Genomic DNA, 12,080 nt, shown 5'->3' with positions numbered 1-12,080 from the left:
ATTATTTACCCCTAAAACCAGCGTTCGCACCGTTTTGGCTGCATTGACATGGTATTTAAGTGGTATTAATTTCCGGCCAATACCGGGCGACAACACTCCAATAACCGCATCGGACACCTGACAGATGAACGCCATCCTGACCCTGCGCCCCGACGACAAACAATCCACGCCGTTGTACCTGCAATTGGCGCGCAACCTGGAAGCGGCGATCCATGCCGGCCAGTGGAAATCCGAACAGGCGCTGCCGTCGGAACGCGTCCTCAGCGAACAACTGGGCATCTCGCGGGTCACCGCCCGTAAAGCCCTGGAAGTGCTGCTGGCCCAGGGCCTGATCCGCCGCAGCCAGGGTTCCGGCACCTTTATCACCCCGCGCCTGGAACAGCCGCTGTCACGCCTGTCGGGCTTCAGCGAGATGTTAAGGCTCAAGGGGTTTGTGCCCAGCTCCCAATGGCTGGAGCGTGAAATCACCCCGCCAACCCACGAAGAGCTGATCCGCCTGGCGCTGTCGCCCACCGACAAAGTGGCGCGCCTCAAGCGTTTGCGCAAAGCCGATGACACCGTGATGGCGATTGAAATGACCGCCATGCCCGCGACGGTACTGCCGAATCCGCAGGCTATCGGCAATTCGCTGTACGAATACCTCGAAGGCATCGGCAAACCCATCGTGCGCGCCCTGCAACATATCCAGGCGATCAACGCTTCCGACGAGTTCGCCAAGCTGGTGGGCATTGCCCCTGGCACCGCCATGCTGCTGATGACTCGGGTCGGCTACACCGCCGACAACACCCCGATTGAAATCACCGACACCTATTGCCGCAACGACTACTACGACTTCGTAGCAGAGCTGCGCAGGTATGACTTTGCCGCCGAGTTGCGGCCTTAGAGAACTGCCCATGTCCGAAGACAACATCCTTACGCCCAGCGGCTGGATTCGCGGCCGCCTGGTGCACGAACACGGCAAGGTAGTCGCCATCGAAGGCACACCATGCGACCCGGCGCAAAACGCGTCGCCCTACCTGTTACCGGGCTTTATCGACCTGCACGTACACGGCGGCGGCGGCGCGGACATCATGGAAGGCAGCGATGCCTTCGAGACCATCACCCGCACCCACGTGCGATTTGGTACGACCTCGCTGCTGGCCACCACCATGACTGCGCCGGTAGACGAAATCTCCCGTGTGCTCGGCCAGCTCGGCACGTTCTGTGAGCAGCGTCCTGCGGGGGCCGCCCGAGTGCTCGGCGTGCATCTGGAAGGCCCCTACATCAATCCGGGAAAACTCGGCGCCCAACCCAACTTTGCCCACACCGCACTGATGGCCGAAGTGGAAGCCTACCTGCGCCTGGCGCCGATCCGCGTGATCACCATCGCCCCGGAGATCGCCGGGCATGACACCCTGATCCGCGCACTCAGCGAGCGCGGCGTGCGCATGCAAATCGGCCACACCCTGGGCAGCTACGAAGAAGGCGTCGCCGCCCTCGCCGCCGGGGCCACCAGCTTCACTCATTTGTACAACGCGATGAGCCCGCTGCATCACCGCGAGCCGGGCATCGTCGGCGCCGCGCTGGCTCACGCCAAGTACGCCGAATTGATCCCGGATCTGCTGCACGTCCACCCCGGCGCGATGCGCGTGGCCCTGCGTGCAATCCCATGCCTTTACTGCGTCACCGACTCCACCGCCGCCGCCGGTATGCCCGACGGCGAATACAAGCTGGGCAGCCACACCGTGACCAAATGCCTGGGCGGCGTGCGCCTGGCCGACGGCACCCTCGCCGGCAGCACCCTGACCATGGATCAGGCGCTGCGCAACCTGGTCAAAATCGGCCTGCCTATCAGCGAAGCCTCACAACGCCTGTCGCAGTTTCCTGCGGACTACCTGGGTATCGAAGAACGCGGGCGCCTGCAACCCGGCAGTTTTGCCGACTGCGTGCGCCTGGACCGCTCCCTGCATCTGACCGACGTAATGGTCGAAGGAGAAACCATTGACTTCAAAAATGCTTGAAGAGGCACTGGCCTCGTGCGACGCCGTTGCGGCACAACTGCAACGCCTGGACCCGCTGCTCGAAGAAGTCGCCGGCCGCCTGCGCCGCCAGCCGCCACAAGTGGCGATGACCATCGCCCGTGGCAGCTCGGACCACGCCGCCAGTTACTTTGCGTACTTGACTATGCAGCACGTGGGCATCCCGGTGGCCTCGTTGCCGATGTCGGTGGTGACCCTGTTGCAGGCACCGTTGAAAGTCAGCGGCCAGGTGGCGTTCGGTTTTTCTCAATCCGGTCAGAGCCCGGACTTGGTCAACAGCCTGCGCCTGCTGCGCAAACGCGGAGCCCTGAGCATCTCGCTGGTCAACGCCGAAGGCTCGCCGCTGGAAGCCGCCTGCGAATTCCATCTGCCGCTGTGCGCCGGGCCGGAACAAAGCGTTGCCGCCACTAAGAGTTTTATCGCCACATTGAGTGCCAGCGCGTTGCTGATCGGCCACTGGAACCAGGAAGACGACCTGCTGCAAGCCTGCCGCGCCTTGCCTGGCGAACTGCGTGCAGCCGCCCAGCAGGATTGGCGCCTGGCTATCGACGCCCTGCGCGACTGCCGGCAACTGATGGTGATCGGCCGTGGCGCAGGGTTTGCCATCGCCCAGGAATCCGCGCTCAAGCTCAAGGAAACCTCGGCGATCCAGGCCGAAGCCTTCAGCAGCGCCGAAGTACGCCACGGGCCGATGGCCTTGATCGACAAGAACTACCCCTTGCTGGTGTTCGCCCCACGTGGAGCCGAACAGGCCGGCCTGCTGAGCCTGGCCGCCGATATGCGCCAGCGCGGCGCCCGTGTGCTGCTGGCCGCGCCGGACGATATTGCCGAACGCGACCTGACCCTGAGCCGCGCCGAACACCCGAGCCTGGACCCGATCCTGGCGATCCAGAGCTTTTACGTGATGGCCGCAGGCCTGGCGGTTGCCCGGGGCATGGACCCGGACCAGCCGCGTCACTTGAGCAAAGTCACCCGCACTCACTGAGTGGTTTGCAGCGTTTTCCTGATGAGTACCGTGCCCATGTCCAACAACAATAATGCATTGACCCTCAGCGCCCCCCTCAGCGGGCCGGTACTGACCCTGGGCAACGTTCCCGACGAAGTGTTCGCCAGCCACGCCATGGGCGATGGGATTGCCATCGACCCGCTGAACGATTGCCTGCACGCGCCGTGTGACGGGGTGATCATCCATGTGGCCCGCACCGGGCATGCACTGACGATCCGCGCCGAGAATGGCGCCGAAGTCTTGATGCATGTGGGCATCGACACGGTAGAACTCAACGGCGAAGGCTTTGCGCTGTTGGTCGAGAACGGCGCACGGGTGAAGCAGGGCCAGGCACTGGTGCAGTTTGATCTGGACCGCATTGCGCGCCAGTGCAAAAGCCTGGTCAGCCTGATCATTCTGACCAATGGCGAGCGCTTTGAATTACGCGCTGTCGCGGGGCAAAAGGTCGAAGTCGGCCAGCCGCTGTTGCAGATCACAGCGCGCTCGACGACAGCGGCTGAAACGGCTGTGGATAACTCCGTCCTGGAGGCCGGCGCCAGCGTGCGCATTACTCACCGTGGCGGTTTGCATGCCCGCCCCGCCGCATTGATCCGTAAGACCGCGCAGGGTTTCAGCAGCACGGCCCATCTGCACTTCGGCGAGAAGTACGCCGCGTGCGACAGCCTGATCGGCTTATTGGGGCTGGGCATCGGCGAAGGTGATGAGGTCAGGGTGATCTGTCGTGGCAAAGACGCCGAGGCGGCCGTGCAGGCGTTGGTCGCCGCGCTGTCCGCCAGCGTTAAAGAGGCACACCACGCGCCGGCCGTCGCCACGCCCCGTCGGGCAAACACCGAAGCCGGCGTACTGCAAGGTGTGTGCGCAGCGCCGGGCCTGGTCTGTGGGCCGTTGTTCCGTCTGGCCGGCATCGAGCTGCCGCAAGACCCCGGCAACCACAGCACCGACGAACAATTGCGTCGGCTGGACGCCGCGCTGGAACAGGTACGCGTTGAAATCCGCGGCACTCTGGACCATGCCCGCCAGCGCAAGAACATCGAAGAAGAAGACATCTTCGCCGCCCACCTCGCCCTGCTCGAAGACCCGGCCCTGCTGGAAGCCGCCACCCGCGCCATCGAACACGGCAGTGCCGCCACCCACGCCTGGCGCGACGCAATCCAGGCGCAGTGCGCCGTGCTGCTGGCCCTGGGCAAGCCGTTGTTTGCCGAGCGCGCCAACGACCTGCGGGATTTGCAGCAACGCGTGCTGCGTGCGCTGCTGGGCGAAGCCTGGCATTTCGAACTGCCCGCCGGCGCGATTGTCAGCGCCCATGAACTGACCCCCTCCGACCTGCTGCAATTGAGTGCGCAGAACGCCGTCGGCATCTGCATGGCCGAAGGCGGCGCCACCTCCCACGTGGCCATTCTGGCCCGTGGCAAAGGCCTGCCTTGTGTGGTTGCACTGGGCAGCGAAGTACTCGACGTGCCTCAAGGCCAACGCGTCGTACTCGACGCCGCCAACGGCCGCCTGGAACTGGCGCCCAGCGAAGCGCGCCACGCCGAAGTGCACCAGCTTCGCGACGCACAAAAGGCACGTCGCCAGCAGCAACAGGCCCAGGCCCGGGAGCCTGCGCGCACCACCGATGGCGTGCGCATTGAAATTGCGGCCAATGTCGCTTCCAGCGCCGAGGCCCAGGTGGCCTTTGAAAACGGCGCCGACGGCGTCGGCCTGCTGCGCACCGAGTTCCTCTTCGTCGACCGCCGTACCGCGCCGGATGAGCAGGAACAACGCCAGGCCTATCAAGCCGTGCTGGATGCCATGGGCGATAAATCGGTGATCATCCGCACCATCGACGTGGGCGGCGACAAGCAGCTCGATTACCTGCCGCTGCCTGCCGAAGCCAATCCGGTGTTGGGCCTGCGCGGCATCCGCATGGCGCAGGTGCGCCCGGAACTGCTCGACCAGCAACTGCGTGCCCTGCTGCAAGTCAGCCCGCTGGAGCGCTGCCGCATCCTGCTGCCAATGGTCAGCGAAGTCGACGAACTGCTGCAGATCCGCCGGCGCCTCGATGAGTTATGCACAGCGTTGGAACTGACCTTGCGCCCGGAACTGGGCGTGATGATCGAAGTGCCGGCCGCCGCGCTGATGGCCGAACAACTGGCCGAGCATGCGGACTTCCTGTCCATCGGCACCAACGACCTGTCCCAATACACCCTGGCCATGGACCGCGACCACGCCGGCCTTGCCGCCCGGGTCGACGCCCTGCATCCGGCCCTGCTGCGATTGATCGCCCAGACCTGCGCCGGCGCGGCCAAACATGGGCGTTGGGTTGGCGTGTGTGGTGCCCTCGCCTCCGACCCGCTGGCCACGCCGGTATTGGTCGGCCTGGGCGTCAGCGAGCTGTCGGTGAGCCCGCTGCAGATCGGAGAAATCAAGGACCGCGTCCGGCATCTGGACGCGGCGCAATGCCGGCAACTGAGCCAGGGCCTGCTCGATCTGAGCAGCGCCAGGGCGGTTCGCCAAGCCTGTCAACACCACTGGCCGCTGAGCTGACAACAACAAGAAAAAAGGAGACACGCCATGTACCAACACTTTATCGAAGGCCTGCAACGCCTGGGCCGCGCATTGATGCTGCCGATTGCGATCTTGCCGATTGCCGGCCTCTTGCTGCGCCTGGGCGACACCGATCTTTTGAATATTGCGGTGATGCACGACGCCGGTCAGGCGATATTCGCCAACCTGGCGCTGATCTTCGCCATCGGCATCGCGGTAGGCTTTGCCCGTGACAACAATGGCACGGCGGGCCTGGCCGGCGCGATTGGTTACCTGGTGATGATCTCCACCCTCAAGGTGATGGACACCAGCATCAACATGGGCATGCTCGCCGGGATCGCCAGCGGTCTGATGGCCGGCGGGCTGTACAACCGTTTCAAGGACATCAAGCTGCCGGAGTACCTCGCGTTTTTCGGCGGGCGACGCTTTGTGCCGATTGTGACCGGGTTCAGTGCGGTCGGGCTGGGTGTCATCTTTGGATTGATCTGGCCGCCGATCCAGCATGGCATCAACAGTTTTGGCGTGCTGCTGATGGAAAGCGGCAGCTTCGGCGCGTTCGTCTTCGGCGTGCTCAACCGCCTGCTGATCGTCACCGGCCTGCACCATATCCTCAACAATATGGCGTGGTTCGTGTTCGGCAGCTTTACCGACCCGGCCACCGGCGCGGTCGTGACCGGCGACCTCACCCGTTATTTCGCCGGCGACCCCAAAGGCGGCCAGTTCATGACCGGCATGTTCCCGGTGATGCTGTTCGGCCTGCCTGCCGCGTGCCTGGCGATGTACCGCAACGCACTGCCGGAACGCCGTAAGGTCATGGGCGGGATTTTCCTGTCGATGGCACTGACTTCGTTCCTGACTGGAGTGACCGAGCCGATTGAGTTCGCGTTCATGTTCCTCGCGCCATTCCTGTACCTGATACACGCCGTACTGACTGGCCTGTCGATGGCCGTCACCAATATGTTGAACATTCACCTGGGCTTTACCTTCTCCGGTGGGTTTATCGACATGGTGCTGGGTTGGGGCAAATCCACCAATGGCTGGCTGGTATTCCCGGTTGGGCTGGCTTACGCGGTGGTCTACTACAGCGTGTTCAACTACTGCATCCGCCGCTTCAACCTGAAAACCCCCGGGCGTGAAGATATCCAGGTGGCGCAGGCCGAAGCGATGAATGACAACCAACGCGCTACGGCTTACATCCAGGCCTTGGGCGGCGCAGAGAACCTGCTGAGCGTCGGCGCCTGCACCACGCGCCTGCGGCTGGACATGGTGGATCGCAACAAGGCGGTGGATGCGCAACTCAAAGCACTGGGCGCCATGGCTGTCGTGCGGCCGGGGAATGGCGGGAGTCTGCAGGTGGTAGTTGGCCCGATGGCCGACAGCATCGCCGATGAGATTCGGTTGGCCATGCCTTCGTTTGCTGCCAGCGTGCCGGCGAAGGTTTCGCCTGTGGATAAACCGGTGACAGTGAACGTGCAGGAAGCCGAGAAATGGCTGAATGCGTTGGGTGGCCGGGCCAATGTGCGGCAGTTGGAAGCGGTGGCGATGACGCGGTTGCGGGTGGAGTTGGGGGATGATTCAGTGTTGTCGGAAGCGGACCTGACTGCGCTGGGTTGCCAAGGCGTGAGCCAACTCGATAGCGGTATCTGGCACTTGCTGATTGGTGACAAAGCTTCGGGATTGGGTGAGGCACTGGAGCGCTTGGTCAGTGGCCGTGTAGTCAACGCAAGAGCTTAGCCTTTCAGGCGACCGCAGGTCATTCCCACCCACACGGGTAGGAATGATCAGTGGTCATGACTACGTTACTGTTACCACCCATGGCGCTGAATGATGAGTGTCACCTCGCGTCGAAGCCACGAAATGGTAAGTCATTGCCTTCAGGTTAGAGACCTCAAGAGAAAAACCACCATTCACAGGTTCCTTGGAAATCACTAGAACGGGCCCGCCAACACCGTCAGTGATCTTGATGTATTGATCGGCCACAGTTGACTCTCCGACAATTCTGAGCGATCTGGCAGGCGTCGTGCCGGGGTTCGGGATAGCGGTTCCCCCATCGGCGACTCTGATGATAGAAACTGACATGTCACTTCTCCTTTTGCGTTAGATGAAAGGCTAATAAACATGACTGGAACGCCTGCCGTAACTGTCAAAGTTAACAGGTGTGCGAAGTATTCCGACAAGTGGAAAAGGTACGGGCCGTCGATATCAACAGCCAAATCAAGCATCGGCGATGGGATTTCACCGCCAACAAAAAACCCGCTGACCAGACTGGCCCAGCGGGTTTCTTGTTTATGCAGCGTGCGAATCAAAAGTCCGCCAGCTGCCACACCTCATACGCCGGCGTTTCGTACGGGTGGCTGAGTTTGAGCGCAGCCACAACAGCCACGATCAACTCATCCGCCACCACCAGCTCAACCTTCCACTCTTCAACCACTTCAACCTGGCCCACCTGCCCGAGAAACGGCTGGCTGCCGTCCAACGCGCGGAATTGGCCTTGGCCCAGCACTTGCCAGGCGCAGCTGTCGTAGTCGCCAATGCGCCCGCCACCGGCGGCGAAGACGGCGGTTTTTACCGTCTCCACGTGGCTTGCGGGCACAAAGAAGGCGAGCTTGTACACAGCCTTAGTTCACCCACACGCGGGCGTTGCGGAACATGCGCATCCAGGCGCCGTCTTCGTTCCACTCTTCCGGACGCCACGAGTTCTGCACGGCGCGGAATACACGCTCCGGGTGCGGCATCATGATGGTGACGCGACCGTCACGGCTGGTGAGGCCGGTGATCCCGCGCGGCGAGCCGTTCGGGTTGGCCGGGTAGGCCTCGGTGACCTTGCCGTGATTGTCGACGAAACGCATGGCCACGCAACCGGACAGGTCGGCTTCGAGCAAGGCTTCTTCGCTGGCGAACTCGGCATGGCCTTCACCGTGAGCGATGGCGATCGGCATGCGCGAACCGGCCATGCCTTGAAGGAAGATCGAGTTGGATTCCTGCACCTGCACCATGGCGACACGGGCTTCGAACTGCTCGGAACGGTTGCGCACAAAGTGCGGCCAGAACTCGCTGCCCGGGATCAGTTCGTGAAGGTTGGACATCATCTGGCAACCGTTGCACACGCCCAGGGTGAAGCTGTCGTTGCGTTCGAAGAAGCCCTGGAACGCATCGCGGGCACGGCTGTTGAACAAGGCCGACTTGGCCCAGCCTTCACCGGCACCCAGCACGTCGCCGTAGGAGAAACCGCCGCAAGCCACCAGGCCTTTGAACTCGTTGAGGTCAACGCGACCGGCGAGGATGTCGCTCATGTGCACGTCGATCGCATTGAAGCCGGCACGGTCGAACGCAGCCGCCATTTCCACCTGGCCGTTGACGCCCTGCTCACGCAGTACCGCCACTTGTGGGCGAATGCCTTTCTTGATGTAAGGCGCGGCGATGTCCTGGTTGACGTCGAAGCTGAGCTTGGTGCTCAGGCCCGGGTTGTCTTCCTCCAGGATCACGTCGAATTCCTGCTGGGCGCAGTCGGCGTTATCACGCAGGCGTTGGATCTGGTAGCTGGTCTCGGCCCACTGGCGTTGCAGCAAGCGGCGCTGGCCGGCAAACACGGTGTCGCCATCGAAGGAGATATTGATTTCGCCGTTGTTGACCGGCTGGCCGATCACCGCCACACAGTCGTCCAGGCCAGCGGCGCTGAACTGTGCGAGTACATCCGGGGTAGCGTCCTGGCGAACCTGGATCACTGCACCCAATTCTTCGTTGAACAGGATGCCGTTGATCTCGGCCGCCGCCTCGGCAACGCTGTCGAGCACGATGTTCAGACCGCAGTGACCGGCAAAGGCCATCTCTACAACGGTGGTCAGCAGGCCGCCGTCGGAGCGGTCGTGGTAAGCCAGCAGGTGGCCGTCGGCATTGAGGCCCTGGATCACGGCGAAGAAGGCTTTCAGGTCTTCGGCGTCATCGACGTCCGGTGCCTGCTTGCCGAGTTTGCCATGGGTTTGCGCCAGGATGGATGCACCCATGCGGTTCTGGCCACGGCCCAGGTCGATCAGGATCAGATCGGTGGTGCCCTTGTCCATGCGCAGCTGCGGGGTCAGGGTCTGGCGGATGTCGGTCACCGGTGCAAAACCCGTGACGATCAACGACAGCGGCGACGTGACGCTCTTGTCAGTGCCGTTGTCGTTCCAACGGGTGGCCATGGACATGGAGTCCTTGCCCACCGGAATGGTGATACCCAGCTCCGGGCACAGCTCCATGCCGACCGCTTTAACGGTGTCGTACAGGCGCGCATCTTCGCCCGGGTGACCAGCGGCGGACATCCAGTTGGCCGACAGCTTGATGTCGGACAATTTACCGATGCGCGACGCGGCGATGTTGGTGAGGGTTTCACCAATGGCCATGCGGCCCGACGCCGGGGCATCCAGCAGGGCCAGCGGGGTACGCTCGCCCATGGCCATGGCTTCACCGGTGTACACGTCGAAACTGGTGGCGGTGACGGCAACGTCGGCCACCGGAACCTGCCACGGGCCGACCATTTGGTCACGGACCACCAGGCCAGTGATGGTGCGGTCGCCGATGGTAATCAGGAAGCTTTTGCTCGCCACGGACGGGTGGTGCAGCACGCGTTCGATGCTGTCGGCCAGGTCCAGGGGGCTTGGGTCAAAGTCATCGCCCAGCTCGGTTTCACGCACGGCCGAGCGGTGCATGCGCGGGGCTTTGCCCAGCAGCACTTCCAGCGGCATGTCCACCGGGCTGTTGCCGAAGTGGCTGTCCGTCACAGTCAGCTGCGGCTCGGCAGTGGCTTCACCGACCACGGCGAACGGGCAACGCTCACGCTCGCAGATGGCCTGGAAGCGCGCGAAGTCTTCAGCGCCAACGGCCAGCACGTAACGTTCCTGGGATTCGTTGCTCCAGATTTCGTGCGGGGCCATGCCCGGCTCGTCATTTGGAATATTGCGCAATTCGAAACGGCCACCACGGTCGCCGTCGTTGACCAGTTCCGGGAAGGCGTTGGACAAACCACCAGCGCCCACGTCGTGGATGAAGCTGATCGGGTTCTTGTCGCCCAACTGCCAGCAACGGTCGATGACTTCCTGGCAGCGGCGCTCCATCTCAGGGTTTTCGCGCTGTACGGAAGCGAAGTCCAGGTCCGCCGAGCTGGTGCCGGTGGCCATGGAGGAAGCGGCGCCGCCGCCCAGGCCGATCAACATCGCCGGGCCACCGAGCACGATCAGCTTGGAACCGACCAGGATCTCGCCTTTCTTGACGTGTTCTTCACGGATGTTGCCCATGCCGCCGGCCAACATGATCGGCTTGTGGTAACCGCGCACTTCCTCGCCACGCGGGGTGGTGATGGATTGCTCGAAGGTACGGAAATAGCCGGTCAGGGCCGGACGCCCGAATTCATTGTTGAACGCCGCGCCGCCCAGCGGGCCTTCGATCATGATGTCCAGTGCGTTGACGATGCGCTCAGGCTTGCCGTATGGCACTTCCCACGGCTGTTCGAAGCCCGGGATCTGCAGGTTGGACACGGTGAAACCGGTGAGGCCCGCCTTTGGCTTGGCGCCACGGCCGGTGGCGCCTTCGTCGCGGATCTCGCCGCCCGAACCTGTGGCTGCACCCGGGAACGGGGCAATCGCGGTCGGGTGGTTGTGGGTTTCAACCTTCATCAGGATGTGCACCGGCTCCTGCACCGCGCCGTACTGGCGGGTTTCAGGGTCCGGGAAGAAACGGCCGGCGACAGAGCCGACGATCACCGAGGCATTGTCCTTATAAGCCGACAGAACGCCTTCGCTGTGCATCACGTAGGTGTTCTTGATCATGCCGAACAGGCTTTTTTCCTGGCTTTCGCCGTCGATGTCCCAACTGGCGTTGAAGATCTTGTGACGGCAGTGCTCGGAGTTGGCCTGGGCGAACATCATCAGTTCGATGTCGTGCGGGTTGCGCTTCAAGCCATTGAAGGCGTTGACCAGGTAGTCGATCTCGTCTTCGGCCAGGGCCAGGCCCAGTTCGGTGTTGGCCTTCTCGAGGGCGGCGCGACCACCACCGATCACGTCGATCGCGGTCAGCGGCTTGGGTTCGGCGTGGCTGAACAGGCCGGCAGCCTGTTCCAGCTGGCCGACGATGATCTGGGTCATGCGGTCGTGCAGGCTGCTGGCGATCAGCTCGGCTTCGGCATCGCTGAACTGGCCGGCGACGTAGAAGGCGATACCGCGTTCCAGGCGCTGGATGCTCGAAAGGCCGCAGTTACGGGCGATATCGCTGGCCTTGCTCGACCAGGGCGAGATGGTGCCGAACCGTGGCAGGACCAGGAACAAGCGGCCGGTCGGCTCTTGAACGGGAACGCTGGGGCCGTACTTCAGAAGGCGTGCGAGCACTTGCTGTTCGTCGGCGGTCAAGACGCCGGTAACGTCGGCGAAGTGAGCAAATTCAGCATACAAGCCTGTAACAGCTGGAACCTTCTGGCTCAGTTGCTCAAGGAGTTTGCTGTGGCGAAAGGCAGAAAGGGCAGGAGCGCCGCGCAGGATCAACATCTTCGGGACAGCCTC

General features: G+C 62.9%; 8 protein-coding genes. 5 read left to right on the top strand and 3 right to left on the bottom strand.

Features of this window, described 5'->3' with window-relative positions; all coding sequences use genetic code 11:
• The first annotated feature begins 124 nt into the window (after window positions 1–124).
• From M5B97_RS12315 to nagE, 5 genes are read left to right on the top strand one after another with little or no spacing between them, the layout of a single operon-like run.
• Window positions 125–883: a GntR family transcriptional regulator gene (locus tag M5B97_RS12315; RefSeq protein ID WP_248731600.1), complete on the top strand. Its 759-nt coding sequence runs from the start codon at window positions 125–127 to the stop codon at window positions 881–883.
• A gap of 10 nt (window positions 884–893) precedes the next feature.
• On the top strand, window positions 894–2,000 hold the full coding sequence (gene nagA, locus M5B97_RS12310; protein WP_248731599.1) for an N-acetylglucosamine-6-phosphate deacetylase: 1,107 nt from the start codon (window positions 894–896) through the stop codon (window positions 1,998–2,000).
• Window positions 1,993–3,003 carry an SIS domain-containing protein gene (locus M5B97_RS12305; RefSeq protein ID WP_248731642.1) on the top strand — a complete coding sequence of 337 codons (1,011 nt, stop codon included), beginning with the start codon at window positions 1,993–1,995 and terminating at the stop codon, window positions 3,001–3,003. Before nagA ends, M5B97_RS12305 begins: the two co-directional genes overlap by 8 nt.
• Window positions 3,004–3,039: 36 nt before the next feature.
• Window positions 3,040–5,550 (top strand): phosphoenolpyruvate--protein phosphotransferase, encoded by a 2,511-nt coding sequence (gene ptsP, locus M5B97_RS12300; protein WP_248731598.1) that lies wholly within the window; start codon window positions 3,040–3,042, stop codon window positions 5,548–5,550.
• Between the two features lie 27 nt (window positions 5,551–5,577).
• Complete coding sequence (nagE, locus tag M5B97_RS12295; protein ID WP_248731597.1) at window positions 5,578–7,284, top strand: N-acetylglucosamine-specific PTS transporter subunit IIBC; 1,707 nt, start codon at window positions 5,578–5,580, stop codon at window positions 7,282–7,284.
• Between the two features lie 60 nt (window positions 7,285–7,344).
• On the opposite strand, the gene M5B97_RS12290 is transcribed toward nagE, so the two are convergent.
• The 3 genes from M5B97_RS12290 to purL all read right to left on the bottom strand — a co-directional run bounded on the left by M5B97_RS12290 (window position 7,345) and on the right by purL (window position 12,065).
• Entirely contained in the window at window positions 7,345–7,629 is a 285-nt protein-coding gene (locus M5B97_RS12290; RefSeq protein WP_134660170.1) for a hypothetical protein, read from the bottom strand.
• 223 nt (window positions 7,630–7,852) lie between these two features.
• The gene (locus M5B97_RS12285; protein ID WP_123715362.1) at window positions 7,853–8,164 is read right to left on the bottom strand and encodes an NGG1p interacting factor NIF3; all 312 of its coding nucleotides are present in this window, start codon (window positions 8,162–8,164) and stop codon (window positions 7,853–7,855) included.
• Window positions 8,165–8,168: 4 nt separating this feature from the next.
• Window positions 8,169–12,065 carry a phosphoribosylformylglycinamidine synthase gene (purL, locus tag M5B97_RS12280; protein ID WP_248731596.1) on the bottom strand — a complete coding sequence of 1,299 codons (3,897 nt, stop codon included), beginning with the start codon at window positions 12,063–12,065 and terminating at the stop codon, window positions 8,169–8,171.
• Between the last annotated feature and the right edge of the window lie 15 nt (window positions 12,066–12,080).

Source organism: Pseudomonas sp. MWU13-2517, from assembly GCF_023242545.1.
In the GTDB taxonomy this organism is placed as follows: Bacteria; Pseudomonadota; Gammaproteobacteria; order Pseudomonadales; family Pseudomonadaceae; genus Aquipseudomonas.
This window is presented reverse-complemented; position numbering and strand designations above follow the sequence as displayed.

Excerpts from the sequence above, each read along its gene's own strand:
- M5B97_RS12315 (WP_248731600.1), top strand. The coding sequence starts at position 125 with ATGAACGCCATCCTGACCCTGCGCCCCGACGACAAACAATCCACGCCG.
- nagA (WP_248731599.1), top strand. The coding sequence starts at position 894 with ATGTCCGAAGACAACATCCTTACGCCCAGCGGCTGGATTCGCGGCCGC.
- M5B97_RS12305 (WP_248731642.1), top strand. The coding sequence starts at position 1,993 with ATGCTTGAAGAGGCACTGGCCTCGTGCGACGCCGTTGCGGCACAACTG.
- ptsP (WP_248731598.1), top strand. The coding sequence starts at position 3,040 with ATGTCCAACAACAATAATGCATTGACCCTCAGCGCCCCCCTCAGCGGG.
- nagE (WP_248731597.1), top strand. The coding sequence starts at position 5,578 with ATGTACCAACACTTTATCGAAGGCCTGCAACGCCTGGGCCGCGCATTG.
- M5B97_RS12290 (WP_134660170.1), bottom strand. The coding sequence starts at position 7,629 with ATGTCAGTTTCTATCATCAGAGTCGCCGATGGGGGAACCGCTATCCCG.
- purL (WP_248731596.1), bottom strand. The coding sequence starts at position 12,065 with ATGTTGATCCTGCGCGGCGCTCCTGCCCTTTCTGCCTTTCGCCACAGC.